Here is a 22,862-nt window from a genome sequence, read left to right as displayed (position 1 = left end):
AAAATAAATCCTAAGTCATCTAGCCTTTAAGACCAGAACTTGCAATACCTTGCATAATATATTTTTGCAAGAACAGATAAATGACAACCATTGGAACTACTACTAAGGTTGACGCCGCCATTAATAACTCAAATTGAGTTCCGGCTTCGGTCGTAAAAGCTTGTAATCCCACAGGCAATGTACGTAATGCCTTATCGTTTGTGACAATTAATGGCCACATAAACGAATTCCAACTACCAATCACTTTCAATATCATGACCGCAATAATCGATGATTTAGATAAAGGTACCATCATTTCCCAAAGGAAACGCCAGTCACTCGCACCATCGGTTTTAGCGGCATAATAAAGCTGATCCGGTATCGATTGGAATGATTGTTTTAAAGTAAAGACTGAAAAAACACTTGCAAGCCATGGTATAATCAAAGCCCAATAGGTGTTAATCATATCCCAACTTGCTAACGTTACAAAGTTAGGTATGGTCATTAATTCACCCGGCACCATCATGGTGGCTAATAAAATAATGAACAATACATCTTTACCCCAAAACTTTAGTTTAGCAAAGGCAAAAGCTGCCAAAATGCTCGTAATTAACTCGCCCGTTGTGGTCGCAAAGGTGACCAATAAACTATTTAAAAAATAGCGAGCGAATGGGGCTACCTTCAGCGCTTTTTCATAATTTGAAAACAACCAATTCCGAGGTAACCAAGTAGGAGGAATCGCAATAGCTTCCCCTGCTGATTTTAAACTTGTTACTAACATCCAATAAAAAGGCAACACCATAAACAGGCCACCTAAAAACAATAGCATATATAATAAAATGTTTTTAAAAAACCCCTTCATAATTAGCCACCTCTCTTTTCAAAGTAGCGGTTACCGGCATTTTGAACCATAGTAATGACCAAAACAATCAAGAACAAAATAATACCGGTCGCTGCTGCTTGACCATATTTGAATTTCACATAGAATTTTTCAAATAAATAGTAAACCAAAGTGGTTGCCGAACCTGCGGGTCCAGGTCTACCACTAAATAAAGCAAAGACTTCGTCGAACACCTTAAAACCACTGATTACCCCTAAGGTCGACAATAAAAATAAAGTCGGTCTTAATAAGGGAATCGTAATATTCGTAAAGCGATTAAAAGCATTCGCTCCATCAATTTTAGCGGCTTTATAGTAATTCTCATTGATATTACCTAAACCTACTAATAATAGTAAAATATTAAAACCTAAACTCTTCCATACCGCCATAATCATCACGGCCGGCAACGCATTATCAGGTGAATTTAACCAGTTGACGGCATCTGCTCCAAATAAGCTAAGAATATAATTAAAGAAACCATAGCGTGAATGATACAACCAACTCCACACCACCGAAACAGCTACGGTACTGGTCACATAAGGCAAGAAATAAACGGTTCTAAAGAAACCTTTTAAAAACGGAATACTATTTAACATTAACGCGATCATCAATGAGATAAAAATACTCGTTGGCACGACACCAATAACATAAATAAAAGTGTTTTTTAGAGCTTGATGAAATTTAGGATCACTGAGGACGACTTGATAGTTTTCCAATCCTCGCGATTTAACTTCACCCGTAAACAAATTAAAATTAGTATAAAAACTCATCGCCACTGATTTAAAAATAGGATAAATGGTAAAAATACCAATAAATGTTAACATCGGTGCCAAATAAAGCAATGCTTGTAAGGTGCTTTTTAGCGTCGGTTTTTTATTCATGATTCACTACCTCAACTCTGGCAGCTGTCTTATCAAAAAACATTATTTTTTCTGGTGCAACTTTTAAGTAAACCAAGCTACCTTCTGTTACATCTAAATCTAAATCGGTAACCGTAAAGGATTCACCCTCGAATATCATATGCATCGTAATATCTTTCCCCACATGTTCAATTCTCTCAACCGTTGCTTGTAGTAAGTAATCTTCTGCGTTTCCTAATGTAAAATGCTCAGAACGAATCCCTATCGTTTCCCATTCATGATCAAATACCCATGCCTCATGATTTAAAGAAGGTGAATTTTTAGTAAAGGTATTAATAACGGGTGAACCGATGAATTTCGCTACAAAAAGATTATTAGGTTCTTTATATAAAGTAACCGGATCCGTTTTTTGTTGAATTTCACCTTGGTTTAAGACCATCACATTATCCGCAATACTTAATGCTTCTTCTTGATCGTGGGTTACAAACACGGTCGTCACACCCGTTTCTTGTTGAATACGACGAATTTCCTCACGCATCTCAATTCGCAAACGCGCATCTAAATTGGACAATGGTTCATCCATCAATAAGACCGACGGAGATTTCGCCAAAGCCCGACTAATGGCTACCCTTTGTTGCTGCCCACCTGATAATTGACGTGGGTACTTATCCAATTGATCGTCAATTTGTGTTAAAGCTGCCATTTTTTTTCCAATTTCTATTCTCTTAGGTTTCGGCATCTTGCTCATTTTTAAAGGAAACATAATATTTTCTAATACTGTCAAATGAGGGTATAAGGCATAATTTTGAAAAACTAACCCGACTTGACGTTTTACTGGATCCAATTTAGTGACGTCGCGATCATCAAAATAAATCTTCCCTGAAGTAGGAGTTAATAATCCTGAAATCAAATATAAAGTGGTTGATTTTCCACAACCTGAAGGGCCTAAAAAAGAAATCAATTCATGACTAGGCAAGGTAAAACTAATATTATCGAGGACCTTTTTATCTTCAAACTGCATGGTGACATTTTCAAATCTAACTTGCACAATTACACCTCATCTGTATTCTTTATTGTCTGATTTAACCATTCGATATGTTGAAAATGTTGATTAATCGTATCCCATTTCTTTTCATCAAAGGTATTTAACGCTTTTACCAATTCAGACGCAATATCATATTGCGTTATTTCAACTATTTTATCTTGTGTCAACATGGTATAATCGCCCCCACCAACCGCACGGTATTGAGTGACGGCCAACTGATAAATCCGCTCTTTTTCTAAAGGTTGATTGGTTCTTTCATCAATCAACTCAATAACTCGTTGTCCTTTGGGTTTGGAGACATCAACGATTGTTTTAAAACCTGAATAAATATCATAATTATAATGGCGTGGTTTAGGAGAAATGTATTCAGGATTGACTATCATTTGCCCTGTCGCATCCAACTCAAAATATTCTAGATTATATTCCATGACCTCGTATATTTCTTGACCTGTTAATTGTATTTTAGTAATTAAATTATAATAAGGATAAGCTTTTAATAGAATTTCATTTGTTATATCGCCTTGAAATTCAGCAAAATGCTCATTAACTAAAGCAATACCACTAAAATCAGCACCTGTTACTTGTAATTGAACTTGGTTCAATAATTCTAAAAACGGATGCCCATATAACCGCGCTAAAAAGATATCATGCGTGGGTTGCACAATAGGTGCATGGCCTAAAACCGTCTCCAACCACGCTTTGCCATTTGATAATTGCGGCTCCAATTGTGGCCGTAACTTATCTAAAGCTTGATATTGCGCTGCCTCATGTAAATAGCCTTCACGATGGATAATTTGATGTTGCTCATCTAATTCTAAAATCACTTCCGCGACAAATTCACCAGCATGACCAGGTTGCACGGTCCAGGTATTCTTCACTTGTTGGTTAATAAACCGATGTTGATGACCAGTTAGCAGTACATCAATGCCCTCAATTTCTTGTAACATTTTAGCCCCTTGGTTTTCACCCGTCCATTCTTCTAAAGGTGAGAATGTTTCGAGGTCACTTTCAAATCCTCCATGATAAGCAACCACTACAACATCCACTAATGGACGTAATTCAGCCACATACTTTTTGGTTGTTTCAAATGCATCTAAAAAGATTAATCCTTCATAGTGTTTCGGTAATTCCCAATGGGGGATGTAATGGGTTGTGACCCCAATCACACCAATTTTAATCCCCTCTCGTTCAATGATTTGATAGGGTTGGCCAATAAACGGTTGACTATCATCTTCACGAACAATATTACTTAATAAGATTTGTGAATCAAGTTTCGTTAAGATACTATCTCGATAGTCTGGTCCATAATTAAATTCGTGATTCCCAATGATTTGGAAATCATAGTTCAAGGCATTCATGGCGCGCGCAAAACAACTGCCATCTTTTACTTCTTGGCTACAATAAGTAGCAAAGGAAGAGCCTTGAATAAAATCTCCTAAATCGATGGTGACTACTGGATGTTGACGTTGTTGACGAACAGCTTCTATGGTACCTGCTGTATTAAATAAATTTGCTGTTGGATGTGTCAAGCGATTTAACCAAAAAGCATGAGTATCACTTGTCATCAAAAAACTAATTTTTTTCATTTTTTGCTCCTAATTTCTCCGAAAGTTGCGACCAATAATAAGTTTTATTATATGAAGGCCACCAAACATTTTGTCCTTGGGATGCAATAGCTTCGCCATAAAGTTTAGGTTGGTAAGTATGCCACGGCACTACTAGTTTCGGTTTAATTACCCGATTGACTAATAATAAATCGTTCGGGGATGCATGTCCTCCCGCATTCGCTAACACGAATTCCCATCCATAATCCACCACACGACGGACAAACGGTTCATAAGTCGGATCGTAACTACCTAATGGCATGCCATTTGAATGGAAATAAAGGCCCGGTTTCACTGCGAATAGTGCTGTTAAATCTTCAATATCGACTTGCAAAGCGTATTGATGAGGGGCTTCATTAATCTGTTCAATGGTGATACCACCTTCACCAATATACGTCATAGCTAACGGTTGAATTAAATAAGCTTTCATTAACTGATAATAACGTTTATCTAAGACTAATTGACGGCCGTGGCCATTGACGATTCTCGCAAAACGGATTAATCTCGTAATATTTTGAGGATAGCCATTAAAAGCCACTAATTTATCCGTCGCTTTAGCCATTTCATTTTTGAGACTCGTGAGTAAGTGTTGTTCATTTTTAGCCATTAAATTACGCGTCATTTGTTCGATTCTTAAATCCGCTTCGCTCGGCTCTGCCCCCACATGACTGAAAGTCGTACCCTCGATTAATAAAATGTCTGCATCAAATGCTCGTGCTTTTTGTGCCCAGGTCAGTACTTTTTCCGGATGGAAGCCTGATAAGCGAAAATCACCCGAGTAAATCACCTTAACATCAGGAGCTGTAATAAAAATACTCGCCGCACCTAAAGTATCATGATCAACCGGAATAAATTGAATCGTAAAAGGACCATGTTGAATCGTACCAAAGTCTTCAACCGGGTGCCAATCGACATCATACGAAGGTAATAATTCGTTTTCTTTTAAATGCCCATAAAACTCGACCGAGTCTTTTAAAGCATAGATAGGTATGGTAGAACTTAGTTGACCAAATGACCCTAAATGATCGAGATGTAAATGAGACAAGCAAATAATCGTCTCCACATCACTATCCTCAAATGATTCCAATTCGACATCTTTTAATGCTTGTTTTGAATAAAGTCCTGGTATTTTAGGTAATTTTTCTTCTTTTAATAATTGTGAGGTCAAGCTATGATTGAGCAAATCATCCACATTAGCCCCTACCATTGCACCAAAGTCTGTAATGATACGATAGTTCTCATATTGTAAACTAATAATGTTGCCACCTATCGTGTTGAGTCCACTCCAAAACTGGATTGCTGTTTCGGTCAATTAAATTCACTCCTTCTATCTGCATACAACTATAGAATACTATATTTGTAGCAAATTAACAGTAATTAATGCTAGAATTTACGTGTTTTTCACAAACAAATTTCGCTTTGATATTCACCCTAGCTCTTCATTATAAAACAAATGATTATTGATTACTATTTAATTATTGTGAAAATAATGTAAATTGAATATTTGTTCGTCTTTTGTTCAGGCTAAATAATGTGAATTCATTTATCTTAAGAGTGGCAAGTGATAAAAAATGATGGATTTTCGCGTCGTTTGATCGCCTCACACAGTTTGGTAACTATCAAACGAGCCTTTAAGACAGAAATCCCCTAAAATTAAGCGGCCGATCACCTGTACAATACAGGCGAAAAGCCGCTAAAAAAATCAAATCAAAAGACCTAAATTATGGGAGCAAGATAATTTTTGAAATACTCATTGTTTATTTATGAGACTTTCCCCAGTTGTTTATCTGTCTTTAGATCGTATTTTCACTTTTCTTATAGATTATCAAAAACATCTTTTTGTGATGATGATTCGATCTTAGATAAAGAGTTGTGGTAACTTTTCAAGCTAATTTTGTGTTTCTAACGCTTCCACTTGATCCAATAAACCATCGACGTATTGAATCGCACTGCACAATGCATCCGCATTTTCCATTGAAACACCTGCTTTTGCCGTCAATTCTAATGGTCCTAATGTACCACCAGCTGCTAAAACAGCTAACCAACTTTCGATGGCATCTCTTTCCCCATTAGCAATTCGTTGCCCAATTTGCGTTCCGACTGTTAATCCAGCTGAATACGTATAAGGATACATCCCCATGAAATAGTGAGGTTGACGCAACCACGTTAACTCTGCACCAGGATTAATCATGACCTCTTCACCCCAGAATTGTTCTAAGGTCTCTTTAAAGAAACCATTTAATTTTTCGGCATTCAACACTTCTTCTTGATCAACCGCTAGATAAACCTTCCGTTGGAAATCGGCTTCTAATAGGTGAGTTACCATATTGTGGAAGTAAGTACGTGCAATAAACTCTGTAATTAAGACCCGTTTTTGAGCAGCTTCTAGAGGCTGATTTAATAAGTATTGACAAGTAATCACTTCATTAGCTGTTGAAGGTGCTTCGATAAAATATAAACTTGCTTCTGGCGTCATCATTAATTGACGATCATAAGTTAAGCCAAAATGAGCCGCATGGCCTAATTCATGCGCCAAGACTAATGCTTCGCTTAATAACCCATTCCAATTTAATAAAATATAGCCTGGACCATCATAAACTGGCGAACAGAAACCACCGGTTGATTTCGTTTGATTCATTGGAAAATCGATCCAACGTTCATCAAAACTACGTTTTACAATCGATAAGTACTCTTCACCAAATACCGCGAAGACTTCTTCCATCATTTTACGCACCTCAGCAATCGAAATATGTTGTGGCTCTTCCTGGGTAAATGGCATTTTAATATCAGCTAAGCTAATTGAAGCTAAGCCTTGTTCCTTTTGTAATAAGCGTGCATAACGACGCATCACCGGTGCAAATTCTGACATAATCACATCAATTTGTCGATTATACGCTTCACGAGTGACTTGTTGACTAAATAATAAATAATCAATCACGGAATCAAAACCACGTAGCGTTGCCATTTTTTTCTCAGTTTTAACATGATAAATATAGTTTGCGGCAGCGGTATGTTGGAAGGTCGCTAATCCCTTATGGAAAGAAGCCCACGCTGCATGACGAACCGCTTGATTAGGATGACTTTCATAATCATTTTCAAATGAAACAAAACTATTGTGATACGTCTTGCCATCAGCTTTAAAATCATCAAAAGTTAAATCTTGGAATTTTAAGGTTAAATAAAGTGGGTATTGACTAGATAAGGTCCCTTCTAAGCTACTTAACACCGTTTCTACTTCACCTGATAAACGATGTGGTTTTTCACGTAACAATGCTTGTAAATAGTATTGATACGGCGCTCCCTCATCGGACTTCATCACCGTTTGAAGGATATTATCGTCTAAACTTAACAGTTCTGATTCGAAAAACGATAAAGTGGCACCAAAAAATTCACTTAACGCAGGCAATTTTTGATAGTTTTCTTCATTATCAGCGTTCAGCTTATCCGCTTCATATCCTAAGGACCCATAACCATAAATTTTGGACAATTGGCGTTTAATTTGTTCCAAATTGGCTAATGACTCAATAATGATTGCCTCGTCCGTTAATTTCCCTTGATATTGTTCTTGAAAGTTAGTCACGTACTCTTTCACTTCTGCAACTGCTGCTTGATATTCAGCTTGATTTTTAAATAATAAGCTTAAGTCCCATGTCTCTGCGACAGGTAATTCTGTTCTTAATGGTAATTTACTCAATTTAGATTTCCTTTCATTTCAATAATATATTCTTCGATACGTTGTAATGCAATTTTTAATTCGGCAATGGAATAAGCATAAGAGATACGAACAAAGCCTTCTCCACTATCCCCAAAGGCGGTACCTGGTACGACCGCAATCTGTTTCTTATGGAGTAAATCCATCGCAAATTCCTCTGAAGTCATACCAAATTGCGAAATATTGGGGAAAACATAGAAAGCACCCAAAGGTTCAAAGCAGGGAATACCAAGACGTTCGAACTCAGATAATAAATAACGGCGACGTTGTTTATAGCTTTCGCGCATCTCTAGAACATCCTGTTCACCTGAACGCAAAGCTTCTAAACCGGCATACTGACTCATGGTAGGAGCTGCCATAATGGTAAATTGATGGATTTTGGTCATTTGTTGGAGAATTTCTTCAGGACCAGCACAGTAACCTAAACGCCAGCCCGTCATAGCATAAGCTTTAGAAAAACCATTGATGTAAACCGTACGTTCAGCCATTCCAGGTAAGCGAATGATACTGACATGTTCTTCATCTTCGTTATAGGTAAGGCGATCGTAGATTTCATCCGTAATCACTAAAAGATCATGCTCAATTATTAAATCGGCAATTGCTTCTAAGTCTTCTTTTGCCATGACTGCCCCAGTCGGATTATTAGGAAAGGATAAAACGAGTGCTTTGGTCTTATCAGTGATAGCCGCCGCTAATTCTTCTCGAGTTAAACGAAATTGATTCTGTTCTTTTAATGGAATAGCCACCGGAACGCCGCCCGCTAATTCAATCGTTGGCAAGTAGGACACATAACAAGGCTCTGTAAAGATGATTTCATCTCCCGGTTCAATCGTTGCCCGAAAAACCAAATCTATCGCTTCACTGCCACCAACGGTCACTAATACCTGTGTGTCAGGGTTATATTTTACACCTTGTAAACGAAAAATATTTTCAGCTATTGCGGTTCTTAATTCTAATAAACCTGCATTGGCTGTATAGAAGGTACGTCCTTTCTGAACGGTATATATTCCTTCATCACGTACATGCCATGGTGTATCAAAATCGGGTTCTCCTACACCTAATGAAATAACATTTTCCATTTCATTAGCTAAATTAAAAAAACGACGAATCCCGGACGGTTTAATAGCTTGTACTTTTTGATTTAGAAAACTTCTCATGAAATAAACTCCCTTTTATCATGTTCTTTTTCAATAAATAGGGTGTCATGATCTTTATATTTTTTCAAAATAACATGAGTAGCCGTCGATTGTACCTCTTCAATGATGGATAAACGAGAAGAAACAAAATTCGCAATTTCACGAATCGGTGCTTTTTGCATTTCAATTAAGAAATCATAGCCTCCGGAAGTTAAATACATGGCTTTGACTTCTGGGAAATTATAAATTTTTTCAGCAATCCGATCAAAACCTTGCCCTCTTTGCGGATTTACTCGCAGTTCAATAATCGCCGAAACCATATCACTGTTCGTCTTTTCCCAGTTCACTAAAGTAGTATAACCACAAATAATATTCTTCTCTTCTAATTCTTTAATCGTTTTGGTAATGAACGCTTCGTCTTCGCCCAATAACACCGCAATTTCATGGTGAGTTAAACGACTATCACGTTCTAGGAGTTTCAGGATTTTTTCGTTGATATCCATCATTAATTCCTTCTTTCTTATTATGTTGACAATAATTATATCAGAATATAGTGAGGCTGGGCAAAAACTTTTTAAATTCTGTTCAGGCATATCTATTTAATTCAAAGCGCAGTGGTTGAGTGGTCTCAATCTGCGTCTTAAGCGCAGTGGTTGAGTGGTCTCAACCTGCGTCTTAAAGACTTGTTTAAGGCCTACTCAACTGTGCGGGGGTGGACAGACGAAGCGAAAATCATCCGATTTTCTACTTCTTGCCCACTCCCTCATTAAGTTCTCATTTTATCAAACCATCCAAACCTTTATTTTCTTGACGAATTTTAAGTTATAACACTAATTGATCAGGAAAACGGGATTGGTTGTTATCGTGGTTTTATAGCTATGCTCTTTATCTCTCGTTTGATAATGAATTTTCAATGAACTGGAACAATTTTATGAGACCGATTTTAACAGCCATAATGTCAAAATGACTTTGTTTGACACAAAAACGAGGCCAAGCAAGAAACTCACTTCCTACTCGACCTCGTTCTCTAATGGCAAATTTACTAAAATATCAGTCCGCTCAGCAAATTTAAACGTCTAGAAAATATTTAACGCTTATCATCTCGTCAATGATGACTTCATTATGCTTCTGAAACAATTTTGAAAATAATTTGCTCTTTAAAATAATTTTTCAATTCTTCTGTTAATACTATTTCAGGATAGATATCTTGAAACACATTAAATGGCAGGCGTTCACGCAAATCAATTTCATCCACGCCCTGAAGCAATACCTGTTCTTGGATGTAAGCGTCATAGCTGTCTATATCTAACTCTCCATGCTCTTCACCAAAGCGATCAATCGCAATCAATTTATACACAAAATATTCATGGATTCGCTCGCGCAATTCTTCTTCTTGTTTTGAGGTTAAACCAAAACTATTTTGTAAAAATTCATCGTAAGAAATTCCCGCTTTCTCTGCATCTTCCTTATAATTATCGGTCATCGCGATGAAATAAGCTTCTTCCTCATCCGAATTAATCACAGTCTGAGTTGTATTCGCAAAAAACACTAATAAATAAGGAAATATATCAAATTGAAACTTACGTTCTTTTTCTCTCTCTTGAAATGCAGTCATCGCATATTGTTTAACTTGGTGAACTGTTTTTAATTCAGGATTATCCAAAGCTTTAACCATCTCATCGGTTAATTCTGTTTCTTTCGTTTGATGTTGATGATTATAAAATGTAATGACGCCTTGAACTACCGGATTAATGATCGCTTCCCAAGACGGAATTTCAATTACTCGATAAGGTTCAGGTAATAATATTTCATCAAAAGGTAAATAGTGTTCTACTTGGCTTTTCATAATATCCTCCATATTGCTACTTTATGTACCCTTAAAATTTTACCGAATTTGTGCCATAATTACAAACCGAAAGGCTCCTTTACACAATAAAAAAGCCCAATAGTATGGGGTCTACTGGGCATCTATATTTGGGAGTTAATCCATTTTGATTATTGAGTGGCGATTACTAGTTGGGAGAGAATAAAAGCCTTACTCAATAATCTACTGAAAGTATATAAACTGAACTTAAAATATACTTAAAATTTTTACTTTATTTTTCTTTTTACACAATATTATGGACTTCACTATTGATAGTCACTTTCTAACTTAGGCCAGCCTTGTTTATAACTTTCGAACAACCAATTTAAATATCAATAAAACAAAAAGCAATCGTATTATGTGTTAGGTAAAAATTTCTAGCTGAATTTGACAATTTAACAAAATTAATCGATCCGTTTTCTTGGTGTATTCATGATGTATTTTTTCATTTACCTCTTATATGCACTGTTATATTAAGGTTTTTAAAAAATGCCTTCTTAAAATATGATTAAAGTATTTCATTTGATAATGGCAACATTGAGTCTTTTAAAACCGGGTTGTGAACGGTTTTCCCAACTACAATAGAATTAGGTTTTTGAAATTCTTTTTCAAAATAATCATAATAGGTTCCTGGGGCTAAAATCCCCACCATGGCTAATAAATCCAAACCGCTGGCCCCAATCAATTGGTCGGCCAACAACACACAATTCGTCCCTAAAACAAAATACGTTTTATAGCGAGAGCTTTTAAATTTAAAAGTTTCTACTTTATATTTTTGGGTCATTTTACCCAGATAACTCGCTAATTGTGTGGATGAAGTAGGTACCCAGGCTTGAGTATTCTTTAAAATATCATTTAAATTCTTTTCAAACTCAACTTCTTGAGCAGCAGTTAATACGACTCGATATTCAAATAGTGTTTTATTATCCTGTAAACAATAGTCGATATAATCTTGGTCGTCTAAGCTAAATAATACACCCTCACCAATTGCACCTAATAATCTCTCAGAGTCGATATCATAATTGCCATAGGCATAGACGCGCCCTTTATAACTTAAATCAACATGTCCCATCTGATCAAAACCGTCTTCCCCCACATGAATAAATACTTTCAAAACAGGATGTCTATCAGTTTCCTTCAATTCTGGGCTGGTCCACTCACTCATTGATAATTCTTCTTGAATAAAATGATTAATCTTATCCAACATTTTTTTAGGTAAAAGGATTGTAAAAATAACCGGTAGCGGAACACGAATTCGCCGTTTTACTCTTGTTTTTGTTCGTTGCGAAAGATAATAGTCCCGAGCATCCATCAAGATTGTCAAACCAATGAAAACTAAATAAAAACCTAATCTAGCTACGACACCGTCGACTGTCTCACTACTTTTTATCGCAATACTGGCCACTCCCCAAATTATATTAATCACACTGGATAAAAGAATGCCAACGCGTCCCGATACGCGATCACGCCTCAATAATAACCAACTAATAAATAGCGAAACCCCTATGAAAAGTTGATAATAACCGATAGCTTTGGATAAAAATGCTGGCCAACTTAATCGAAAAAAATACATCAAAAAGGCAAGCACCCAATCACTCACGCCAGTAATTAATAAAACAAGCCTTTGTTCAAAATTGCGTTCGCGCTTAGGCACAACCACTTTGACCAATCGGCCGATTCCGATAATAAGCAACACACTAGAAAATAAAATTGAGATGTTCACCACAAATAATTGCTTTTCGATAATTAGAAAAAGTCCCACAATAATCCATAATAAACCGGATATAAGATAACTATATTTCTCAACTTGTTTCACTTTAATCCCCTCCCTTAAATTTTCCCAAAATTACAAAAAAGACTTTCACCATTGGTAAGATGCTTTTTGAATCGACAATACTGCTGTAGTAACTTTTGCCGGTATTTGCTTTTCAGCTTTCTTATCACTTTGATGAAAGTCCTTTTTATTCTATATAGATTAAGTTAATGTTTGGTTTGCTAGTCGCTTACGTAAATCATCACGGAACAATTTATAAAGCGCTGCTGCTATTGGGACCGCTACAAACATTCCAAAGATATTCGCAATAGCACCCCCAATTGAAATAACAACCAATACCCACATCGGTGGTAAACCAACCGAACCGCCCACTACACGAGGATAAATCAAATTCGATTCAACCTGTTGTAAGACAATAATGAAAATAACAAAGATAAAGGCTTGTGAAACCGACTGAGTTAAAATTAAAACTATCCCAATGATGGCACCAATAAATGCCCCAACCAAAGGAATCAAAGAGGTGCTTCCTATCATAATACTCACTGTTGACGCATACGGTAATCTTAAAACTAACATGCCAACGAAACTCAAACTACCTAATATTACCGCTTCGATTGTTTGACTAACGATGAACCCTCTAAAAGATTGATTAAACACATCGATAGTCGCTTCTATCGTTTGATACCAATCCGGTACATACGCTTTTAATACATTGGTAAATTGAACTGATAGTTTATCTTTACTAATTAACACATAAATAGAGAAAACAATACTCATAAACACATTAATAACTGTCGAGAAAATACCCGTTGCTGATGTTAAGATACCTAACAGTAAATTCCCAATAGAGTTTAGAATTTGTTGCACATACCCGGTAATCGTTGAAGCAATATCAACATTCCCACTCGTATCACCTTGGATTAAACCAATGATTTGCTTAATGATTCCATTATCTTCCATTGATTTAAAAATTTGTTGAATCGTTTTTGGATCAATTGAAAGTAATGACTGAACCGCTCGAATTAATTCTGGAATTACAATCCCCAAAATAACGATAATGGCAATCGCAAATGTCAAATAAGCTAAAAACAGACTTAAATTCCGTTTCATTTTTAAGATTGGTTGAAATGATACAAATCGTGTTATCAAATTTTCATAACCATCCATTAGGATATTGACAATATAAGCAATCATCGCACCCACAAAAAATGGTTTGGAAGCATCAAATACCGTCATTAATATTTCTTCAGCTGCTCCCCAATAACGATATACAACATAAATAGAAGCTAAAATTAAGCCCCAAACTAAAACTTTTTGTCGATTGATTTTCATAATAACTCCTTTACTTGTCTTCTATTTTATTATAGCTAAAGATGTAAATAGTAAGCAAGTATGTTTCATTTAATTTTACAATACCCTAATAAAAAAAGAGTTGGCAAGGGAAAATCCACTTGCCACTCCCAAAGGACTCTCTATTAACTTACTTAATCTTCTTGATGTGCTAAACAGCCACAAATCCTTCCAGCTTAATATAAAGCAAGTTGTTGACTATTCAATTTATTTAATCATCAATATAATTCGTGAATAACATCAAACTGATCTTTCACTGCTTCAATTTGTGCTTTATTACCAATCACCGCTATCGCAGGATTTTGTAATAAGGTTTGATAAGTTGCTCGTAAACGATGAAGTTTATCTACAGTAGTCGCTAATACCTCTTCTTTAATTTGTTTACGCTCCGCTTGATCGACACCAATATGATAATAAACAAATGCCATGTTCCCTTTGTCAGCTGCTGACATCGGTTGATTTAAATCACTCATCGTACCAATCATATATTTCAATAAATCCATCTCATTAATTTCCAACTGTTCAATGAACTGCGGAATATCATGGTAAACATTAAGCGTTTGAGTAATATTAGGATCACGATAACTTGCTAATGTCAACGAACCATTACGTCTTAAATTATACATCGCTCCATAAGCGCCACCTTTTACACGAATATTATTCCATAAATAATCATAACGCAAGGCTTTGCCTAATACATGGTATTCTCCTGATAATTTGAACGCTTCCGGTAAGACCGCTGCTAATCCAACATAATTCACATCTTGAGCTGTCACAAAGGCTTCTTTTTGTTGAATACCAGGTTGATACGTTTGTTTAGCTCCTATGGCTTCAGTTGGCAGGTCAGCGAATGTTGTTTCAATTCTATTAGCTAAATGAACTTTACGTTCTTCATCCCCAATATAAAAGACATTTAGACGTGTTTGGTTGCCAATGCGACGATATAAAGATACTAATTTTTCTACTACTTGATGAGCATTTTCAGATTTAAGTTGTTTCAAAATATCTTTCAAGAAGCGGTATTGATCAATACCGCCTATTATTTCCGCTAATTTTGCTGTTGCATTCACTTGACTTAAGGCGCGCTGCGAAGCTAAAGCGTGGGCTTGATAATCGATTTTATTCTCAAAACCTGAAATCGCTCGTTGTACAATTTTAATAATTTCTTCAACATCATCAAATTGTGTATGAAGGGCCAATTCATGCATTAACTCAATCAAATGATGATCCATCTCTTCTAAAGCTTTACCACGTACAACAAAATAGGCTTTATTGTCGCCCTCTTGTTCATAAACTTGCACAGCACCACCCACACCACCGGTGTATAAATCAATTTTAGTTAATAATTCTTTACTTGAATAGTGTTTAGTTGGTAATTTGCCTAATAAACGTGATAAAAGGTTTAACCAAATAAAATCATCTGCAGTAAAATCTTCAATATTGAACAATATATCTAAATAGTCAATACCAGCGGTAAATTGTGGTGCATGATAAAACTGATTGCCATTAGATAAAGTCGCTACTTCTAAAGGATATTCTTCCGTTTCAGTCGTTAAATCCTCTTTAGCTAGAGCCGGTATCTTCGCTAAATCTTCTGCGGTATCGGGCGTACTTTGACGTTCAATTAAAGCTTGCGTAGTCGCTACTAATTTACTAATTTCAGCTTCAGATAAACTCGCTTTATACGCTTGTAAGGATTCATGTAAAGCTTGTTCTTGTCTATCATTTAATCCTGGATCGGCTTTTAATGAAACGGTCGCACGGTGATCATTTTCTAATAAATAGATTTGAACCAGCTCTTCAAAATAACCATTTTCAAATTTTTCACGTAATACACTCAAGTAACGATCAAATTCTAAATTATCCATCGGATTAAAATCATATAACCATGTTTGGAATGCTGTCATCGCATATAAAACACCACGCGGATTACTTTCTGAGATAACTAACTCTTTTTGACGAAATGCGATTTGATTTAAAGCAGCTTCAATTAATTCTTTTTCTACACCTTCGTCTACTACCTTTTGTAAAGCATTCATCACGATGTTTTCAAATTCTTTTAGTTTATCAACAGAGGTATATTTAGCGACAATATTAATCATGCTAAAATAGCCAATTTGATCACGATCAGCACTAATATCGCCAGCAATTCCCGCTTCTAATAAAGCTTTTTTTACAGGCGCCTGATTATTTCCAAATAACACATCCATCACGACATCTAAAGCGAAGCCTTCTAAAATATCTTCCGCTACATTCGAATGCCAAGCAAGAGCTAAATAATCTTTATCAGTCGGATCTTCACCATCAGTAATCGAATACGTTGTTTCAATATTAGCATTTTTGACAAAAGGTACATCAATGGCTAGGTCAACTTGTTCTGCTTCGCTACCTGCTCCTTCGAAATATTCTTCTAACATACTAAACACTTTGTCATCATCTAAATCTCCATATAAAACCGTCATTGATTGACTTGGATGATAGTATTTTTGATGGAATTCAATAAACTCTTCTTGCGTTAATGAAGGGATGGCACTTGGCAAACCACCCGACTCGTATGCGTACAAAGTATTGGGATATAAAGCTTTCACAATTTCAAAGTAAAGACGTTGTTCGGCTGAAGCCGTTGCACCTTTCATTTCATTGTAGACAACCCCTTTATAGATTAAATCATCTTCAGGTTTTTCTAAATGATAATGCCAACCTTCTTGTTGTAATATTTGATTATCTGTATATAATTTCGGTTGAAAAACAGCGTCTAAATAAACACTCATTAAATTTTCAAAATCTTGTTGATTCGTCGAAGCAATAGGATAGATGGTTTTATCTGAGAAGGTCATTGCATTAACAAAGGTGTTCAAAGAACCTTTAATTAGTTCTACAAAAGGTTCTTTGGATGGATATTTTTTTGAGCCATTTAAAACGGAATGCTCTAAAATATGGGCAATCCCATTGTCATTATAGGGTGGTGTCTTAAACCCAATAGTAAAAGCACGGTTGGGGTCATCATTTTCAATACGTAATACTTGCGCTCCAGTTTCTTCATGTTGATACAATTTACCGGTTGATTGTATATCAGTTAATGATCTGGTTTCTATTAATTTAAATGTCATATACTCTTTTCGCTCCTTTTATACTTACAGTCTATTGTAGCCTTTTCTAAATCTTTAGTAAACTAATTTAGCTAGCAAAAAAGGTAGGATAATCAGTATAAAAACTCAATCATCCTACCAGATTTTATTAAAATTAAATTTTTAGGTAAATACGCTTAGTACCAACCATTTGCTTGCCAGAATACTAATGCTGCTTCCCATGACCCATAACGATTAATAACATATTCATCTGCTACACGCTCTTGATTTTCACGTGAAAAATCACCATTTAAGTATGATGCTGTTAATTGGTAACGTCCATAATAAGTTTGCGTTGGGTTCCAGATTTCATATTGACCACCTGATTCACGCATGGCAATCCACTCTTTGGCATCAGAGATAATACCACCATATTCGTTGTATTGGCCCCCACTTGTTACAGGTGCTGTGGTTGTTTCTTCAACTACTGCTTCTGTCTCTTCCACAACTGGTGCTGCGGTCGTTTCTTCCACAACTGTTTCTGTCTCTTCCACGACTGGCGCTGTTGTTGTTTCTTCGACAACTGGTGCTGCGGTCGTTTCTTCTACAACTGCCTCTGTTTCTTCCACAACTGGTGCTACAGTTGTTTCTTCTACTAACGCTTCTGTTTCTTCTACAACTGGCGCTGCGGTTGTTTCTTCTACAACTGCTTCTGTTGTTTCAACTGCCGGTGTTTCAACCCATTCAGGGGTTTCATCAACATAATAAGTAGGTTCTGTTACTACAGTTTCTTCCACAACGGGTGCTTCAGTCACTTCAGCTACAACTTGTGTTTCTTCTACTAAATCATAAGTATAAGCTTGATCTGTTGCATTATCGACATAGGTTACTGTGTGGTTTGCATCATCAAAATATAACACTGAACCTGCTGCAATAAAGTCTGCATCCGCAATTGCATTAAAGTTTGCTAATTGATCAACTGAATGCCCTGTTGCTTCAGCAATTGTACTTAAAGTGTCACCCCATTGGATTACATATAATCCATCTTCATTACTCGCTAGTGTTTCTTTTACTTGATTAACTGAACGATGTGTCCAAGTTTGTGCTCCTACTGTATTTAAGTTAAACGCCAAGGTCGATGCTAACATCGTCGCCGCAGCTATTCGTAATGATTTCTTCATATATAAATTCTCCTTTTATAGAAATTGGGCATTAAAATCCCAAAAATCTTATCACAGTATTATTCTACAATAAGATTAGGAGAATATCAGGAAATAAGGCAAACTGTAAGCCATCTTTAACGTTTCTGTCTGTTATTGTTATTGAAGTGTAATATAAAACAGCTCGTTTTGCCGTTTTGTAATCATTCTGTAACATTAAATCCACTTAAAATTTACAAACTTCTTGAAATATGTCCTTAAAATAGCCTCAATTTTACAAAAGCCATGTTTTTGTTGTCATATTTTTATTCATAAGTTTGAGTAGGATGCACACAATGTGTTCGGTAACATCCTAAATTTCTACTGTGTTTTTTTGTATTTGAATTGTCATCTCTCGGATACCTGTTCAAAACGGATACTTTTTTTACTATTTTTTGAAAATTTTGCCGAAAATCAGTCCAAAAAATTTTATTTTTTGAAAATCGAAAAAAACCCGTTCAAAATAAACAGCTTAACGAGACTTTCTAATATCCATGATTAGCTATTTACAACATTTTAACATTATGAGTGAAATATAAACTTCTCTTCTTTTGCTCGTTTAAAATTAAGCGACTTCCTACAAGACAATGGCTGGTAACAATTCTTTCAACATCAAATCTAATTAATCCTTTGGTACTTATATGGTGCCCTTAGAAGTTTTAAACTTTTTCGGATCTTCTTCAAATTGACCTATCGCTTTTCTCCCTGGATAAAATCCTAAATGATGATTAAATGCAGCCAAATGAATCAAGTTCTTTCCTTTCTTGTATATTGACATTTCTTAAGCGGCGTGTCCTTCACAATCTGGCACAGCTGCTAGTATCCTTTCACGATACTGCAATAATTTTTGTCTCGCTTCATCCGTTTATGGTTCAAAATATTGTTTAACTTCTGCCATCATTTACTTCACTCATTTTTATTTAGAAAACATTTGACAAACTTCGTCCGCAACTTGATGCCATTGAGCTTCTTTAGTAATTGTTGCGACACCGTCTCCTTTTTGAAAGCCATAATCTCCAAATTGACTATGATTTCCCCCATCAATGACCACCTTTTGCGTCAAAGCTGGGAGGTTTAAATCTGCATTATCATAATTTTCTCGATTAATCACCTGATCCTGATTGCCTACGATAGACAAGACCTTCATGGTGCTATTAGATAAGTCTGTCCCTTCTGCTGGATAACTGGCTAATAAGACTACGCCTTCAATATTGGAGTTAGACAATGCCACTTGACTCCCGACGACACCACCCAAAGAGTGTCCCATTAAGATAACATTTTGTAATTGTTCGCGATCTATGATGTTTTGTGCCTGATTGATACCAAAAATAGGTAAATCAAACCAACTATCCATTATATAAATATCAAACCCTTTTTCCGCGATTGAGGCTGCTAATGGCAAATAAGCTTTTGCATCAACTAAAGCTCCTTGATACATGATGATAGTGGCTTGTTCATTGGGTACATCAACGAACCAACCATATTCGTCCTGTATCATATTATTTTCGACAACTACATCTTCCGCAGTATATCTTAAATTGTAATATCCCAAAATAATGGTGAGTATTAATCCCAAAAAGATTATACCTAAAATTTTTAAAAATTTTTTCATTGTTCAAACCTACTTTTATTTATTTCTATCATTATAACACTCATAGCGTTTTAACCGATAGAATTTGCGATTAAGCACTAGCTAGTCACAAGACAGATATTTTTACATCGCAAAATAAAATGTAGTAATCGTTTAACAACCAGCCATTTTCGATTTAATTTATATGTATCTGACAGCGGTATAGTTTTGCATAATACTCTGTTCAATCGCTTTTAATTCACTTAATATCTCGATCTAATTTGATGATTTCTGCATACGGCCATACTTAGTATCTGAGAATTCAATCGCCTGACGATAGTAATCTAATAATAGATGACTTGCTTTAAGCCATGTCTTTTCTTCAGCCACTCTTAATGCCGTTACTTTGATTCTTCTAACTTGTAATGGTAAATCTAATACATTTATTTTTTCAATAAGGCTCTGAATATTTCCTGGTTCATAAACCAAACCTGAAATATTATCTTCTATTTGCTCTAAAGTTGGACCACTACAAGCTGCGATGACTGGTAAGCCACTAGCCATCGCTTCTGAGATAACTAAACCAAATGTTTCCGAAGTCGATGGGAATATAAAGGCATCTCCCGTTGCAAAATATGTCGCCAGTTCTTCACCTTGTTTAAAACCGTTAAATGTCGTCTTAGTCCCTGCAAATAGTTTTTCTAAATTTTCGCGTTCAGGACCATCACCAACGATAGATAAGCAAACATCATCTCGATAATTAAATATTCCCCTTAATTGATGGAGACTTTTCTCTGCAGCTAAGCGACCGACATAGACCAATAATTTTTGGTTTTCCAAACCAAAAGTTAACTTTTGATATAATGCTTCATCAAAATATTTGGGACTACGCATTGAAAGGTCCACACCACTCGGCATCGTGCCATCAACGGGAATACCTTGCTCTCGTAATTCGACTTGTAGTGATGTTGAGACAGTCAAATTGATATCAGAGCCAGTATGCCATAATTTAATATATTCCCATACAGCAGGCTTTAATAATGGTAAATTGTAATGATCCAGGTACTGAGGAATATGCGTATGGTAAGAAGTCAGTAGTGGAATTTGTAATTTTTTAGCATAATACACCGCAGATGTTACCATCAAAAATGGATTCACCGCATGAACGATATCCGGATTAAACTGTAAAAGAACTTCTCGTATTTTTCTAGAAGGTAGCGCCCATGGTCTAGAAGGGTAAAAAGGTACCGTCACACTTTCTATTTTAGTGATGGAGATTCCATCATAATGATCTACTCCCAAATCTGGGGATACAATTAATATTTCATGGCCTAATTGTTTCATTATCCGAACCATTTGTCCCAATCGGGTACAAATCCCATCAGTTGCTGGAAAAAAAGTCTCAGTGACTAAAGCAATACGCATACTTCACACTCCTTGAATACTTTGATCTATACTCTCAGTTTACATTCCCTCTATTTAAACTAAGAAAAAAATCCGTAAAATTTAAGTAAAGATAGTATTTTTTCCATAATATTTTTGGAATTCCCATTTACTTTACATAATTCGCTTGTAAGAAATAAAATTGCACGCCAATATCAGTGGAGTGAACACATAGTCAAAAACTGAATGATTTCTACTTCATCTGACCACACCTCGCACAGTTGGAAGTGGGTCAGAAATAGATTTCCTCTTCGTCTGCCCCTCCAACTTAAAAAAGTTTTTCTGTATGAAAACAGCAACCGTATATCAATATGCTCTTTATCAAAAAAAAACGCCATTAGTACTCAAATGTATCCGAGTCACTAATAGCGTTTGTTATTATATTAAATTTTTACTTCATCCATTGACGATAGTCATCGTCTTCCATCGCTTCAACGGTTCCTAATAAATAACCATTCCCAACTTGAGAGAAGAAGTCATGATTACTGGTTCCTGTAGAAATACCGTTCATTACAATTGGGTCCACATCTTCTGCTGTATCCGGGAATAATGGATCAAAGCCTAAATTCTGTAACGCTTTGTTCGCATTATATCGCACAAATGTTTTTACTTTTTCTGTCCATCCAATTGCATCATAAATCATTTGAGTGAATTTCACTTCGTTTTGATATAAATCGTAAGTCAATTGATAAACCCATGCTTTTAATTCTTCTTGTTCTTCTTCGGATAATTTATCAAATCCTAATTGGAATTTATAGCCGATATAAGTCCCATGAACTGATTCATCACGAATAATTAATTTAATGATTTCCGCTACGTTTGCTAACTTATTGTTGCCTAAATAATACAGTGGTGCAAAAAATCCTGAATAGAATAAAAATGATTCTAATAATACACTGGCTGCTTTCGCTTGTAAATCCGTTCCATTTTTATAGGCATCATTAATTTTAGAAGCTTTGTATTGCAATACTTCATTGGAATTTGTCCAATTAAAAATTGATTCAATTTCTGCTTTAGTATTCAAGGTACTAAAGATTGAAGAATAACTTTTTGCGTGGACACTTTCCATAAACTGAATATTATTTAAGACTGCTTCCTCATGTTGAGTACGAATTGATTGACGTAGTCGCTCAATTGCATCTTCTGATTGTAAAGTATCAAGTAAAGTTAGTCCGCCAAAAACTTTGCCTATCATATCTTTTTCAGCGGCTGAAAGAGTACGCCAATCGTCTAAATCGTTAGACAATGGGATGCGTGTGTCTAACCAGAATTGTTCGGTTAACTTTTCCCATGTTAATTTATCTACCATATCTTCAATCTGATTCCAGTTGATTGCGATATAGTTATTATTTTCTAATGCCATAATGTCCTCCTTAAT

Annotated in this window: 16 protein-coding genes; all 16 read right to left on the bottom strand. The window is 35.8% G+C overall.

The window, feature by feature from the left end; genetic code table 11:
• Positions 1-19 precede the first annotated feature (19 nt).
• The 16 genes from HMPREF2811_RS04470 to nrdF all read right to left on the bottom strand — a co-directional run bounded on the left by HMPREF2811_RS04470 (position 20) and on the right by nrdF (position 22,847).
• Positions 20-841 (bottom strand): carbohydrate ABC transporter permease, encoded by an 822-nt coding sequence (locus HMPREF2811_RS04470; protein ID WP_071408277.1) that lies wholly within the window; start codon positions 839-841, stop codon positions 20-22.
• Positions 842-843: 2 nt separating this feature from the next.
• The gene (locus tag HMPREF2811_RS04465; RefSeq protein WP_071408276.1) at positions 844-1,743 is read right to left on the bottom strand and encodes a carbohydrate ABC transporter permease; all 900 of its coding nucleotides are present in this window, start codon (positions 1,741-1,743) and stop codon (positions 844-846) included.
• A complete protein-coding gene (locus HMPREF2811_RS04460) occupies positions 1,733-2,767 on the bottom strand; it encodes an ABC transporter ATP-binding protein (protein WP_071408275.1) in 1,035 nt (344 codons plus the stop codon). The genes HMPREF2811_RS04465 and HMPREF2811_RS04460 overlap by 11 nt, the downstream gene beginning before the upstream one ends.
• Positions 2,768-2,769: 2 nt before the next feature.
• Positions 2,770-4,350 carry a bifunctional metallophosphatase/5'-nucleotidase gene (locus tag HMPREF2811_RS04455; protein ID WP_071408274.1) on the bottom strand — a complete coding sequence of 527 codons (1,581 nt, stop codon included), beginning with the start codon at positions 4,348-4,350 and terminating at the stop codon, positions 2,770-2,772.
• Positions 4,337-5,680: an MBL fold metallo-hydrolase gene (locus tag HMPREF2811_RS04450; RefSeq protein ID WP_071408273.1), complete on the bottom strand. Its 1,344-nt coding sequence runs from the start codon at positions 5,678-5,680 to the stop codon at positions 4,337-4,339. Before HMPREF2811_RS04450 ends, HMPREF2811_RS04455 begins: the two co-directional genes overlap by 14 nt.
• Before the next feature lie 576 nt (positions 5,681-6,256).
• Positions 6,257-8,062 (bottom strand): oligoendopeptidase F, encoded by a 1,806-nt coding sequence (gene pepF / locus HMPREF2811_RS04445; protein WP_066126957.1) that lies wholly within the window; start codon positions 8,060-8,062, stop codon positions 6,257-6,259.
• Positions 8,059-9,237 carry a pyridoxal phosphate-dependent aminotransferase gene (locus HMPREF2811_RS04440; protein WP_071408272.1) on the bottom strand — a complete coding sequence of 393 codons (1,179 nt, stop codon included), beginning with the start codon at positions 9,235-9,237 and terminating at the stop codon, positions 8,059-8,061. The genes pepF and HMPREF2811_RS04440 overlap by 4 nt, the downstream gene beginning before the upstream one ends.
• Positions 9,234-9,722 carry an Lrp/AsnC family transcriptional regulator gene (locus HMPREF2811_RS04435; protein WP_246829810.1) on the bottom strand — a complete coding sequence of 163 codons (489 nt, stop codon included), beginning with the start codon at positions 9,720-9,722 and terminating at the stop codon, positions 9,234-9,236. The genes HMPREF2811_RS04440 and HMPREF2811_RS04435 overlap by 4 nt, the downstream gene beginning before the upstream one ends.
• Positions 9,723-10,336: 614 nt before the next feature.
• A complete protein-coding gene (locus HMPREF2811_RS04430) occupies positions 10,337-11,062 on the bottom strand; it encodes a hypothetical protein (RefSeq protein ID WP_071408270.1) in 726 nt (241 codons plus the stop codon).
• 526 nt (positions 11,063-11,588) lie between these two features.
• Positions 11,589-12,896, bottom strand: a complete 1,308-nt coding sequence (locus HMPREF2811_RS04425) for an HdeD family acid-resistance protein (protein WP_071408269.1) — start codon at positions 12,894-12,896, stop codon at positions 11,589-11,591.
• A gap of 159 nt (positions 12,897-13,055) precedes the next feature.
• Entirely contained in the window at positions 13,056-14,186 is a 1,131-nt protein-coding gene (locus HMPREF2811_RS04420; protein ID WP_071408268.1) for an AI-2E family transporter, read from the bottom strand.
• A 236-nt stretch (positions 14,187-14,422) separates the two neighbouring features.
• Complete coding sequence (locus tag HMPREF2811_RS04415) at positions 14,423-17,314, bottom strand: insulinase family protein (RefSeq protein WP_071408267.1); 2,892 nt, start codon at positions 17,312-17,314, stop codon at positions 14,423-14,425.
• A 155-nt stretch (positions 17,315-17,469) separates the two neighbouring features.
• Positions 17,470-18,453 (bottom strand): LysM peptidoglycan-binding domain-containing protein, encoded by a 984-nt coding sequence (locus HMPREF2811_RS04410; protein ID WP_071408266.1) that lies wholly within the window; start codon positions 18,451-18,453, stop codon positions 17,470-17,472.
• 934 nt (positions 18,454-19,387) lie between these two features.
• Positions 19,388-20,083, bottom strand: coding sequence for an alpha/beta hydrolase (locus HMPREF2811_RS04405; RefSeq protein ID WP_071408265.1), 696 nt, complete (start codon positions 20,081-20,083; stop codon positions 19,388-19,390).
• Positions 20,084-20,317: 234 nt separating this feature from the next.
• Positions 20,318-21,466, bottom strand: a complete 1,149-nt coding sequence (locus HMPREF2811_RS04400) for a glycosyltransferase family 4 protein (protein ID WP_071408264.1) — start codon at positions 21,464-21,466, stop codon at positions 20,318-20,320.
• A 409-nt stretch (positions 21,467-21,875) separates the two neighbouring features.
• Positions 21,876-22,847 carry a class 1b ribonucleoside-diphosphate reductase subunit beta gene (gene nrdF / locus HMPREF2811_RS04395; protein WP_071408263.1) on the bottom strand — a complete coding sequence of 324 codons (972 nt, stop codon included), beginning with the start codon at positions 22,845-22,847 and terminating at the stop codon, positions 21,876-21,878.
• Positions 22,848-22,862 lie beyond the last annotated feature (15 nt).

The organism is Globicatella sp. HMSC072A10 (assembly GCF_001811625.1).
Lineage (GTDB): Bacteria > Bacillota > Bacilli > Lactobacillales > Aerococcaceae > Globicatella > Globicatella sanguinis.
The sequence above is the reverse complement of the archived record's forward strand: the minus strand, read 5'-3'. Positions and strand labels throughout refer to the sequence as shown.

Coding starts and splice junctions, on each gene's coding strand:
- HMPREF2811_RS04470 (WP_071408277.1), bottom strand. CDS start 841: ATGAAGGGGTTTTTTAAAAACATTTTATTATATATGCTATTGTTTTTA.
- HMPREF2811_RS04455 (WP_071408274.1), bottom strand. CDS start 4,350: ATGAAAAAAATTAGTTTTTTGATGACAAGTGATACTCATGCTTTTTGG.
- HMPREF2811_RS04440 (WP_071408272.1), bottom strand. CDS start 9,237: ATGAGAAGTTTTCTAAATCAAAAAGTACAAGCTATTAAACCGTCCGGG.
- HMPREF2811_RS04435 (WP_246829810.1), bottom strand. CDS start 9,722: ATGATGGATATCAACGAAAAAATCCTGAAACTCCTAGAACGTGATAGT.
- HMPREF2811_RS04430 (WP_071408270.1), bottom strand. CDS start 11,062: ATGAAAAGCCAAGTAGAACACTATTTACCTTTTGATGAAATATTATTA.
- HMPREF2811_RS04420 (WP_071408268.1), bottom strand. CDS start 14,186: ATGAAAATCAATCGACAAAAAGTTTTAGTTTGGGGCTTAATTTTAGCT.
- HMPREF2811_RS04415 (WP_071408267.1), bottom strand. CDS start 17,314: ATGACATTTAAATTAATAGAAACCAGATCATTAACTGATATACAATCA.
- HMPREF2811_RS04410 (WP_071408266.1), bottom strand. CDS start 18,453: ATGAAGAAATCATTACGAATAGCTGCGGCGACGATGTTAGCATCGACC.
- HMPREF2811_RS04405 (WP_071408265.1), bottom strand. CDS start 20,083: ATGAAAAAATTTTTAAAAATTTTAGGTATAATCTTTTTGGGATTAATA.
- HMPREF2811_RS04400 (WP_071408264.1), bottom strand. CDS start 21,466: ATGCGTATTGCTTTAGTCACTGAGACTTTTTTTCCAGCAACTGATGGG.
- nrdF (WP_071408263.1), bottom strand. CDS start 22,847: ATGGCATTAGAAAATAATAACTATATCGCAATCAACTGGAATCAGATT.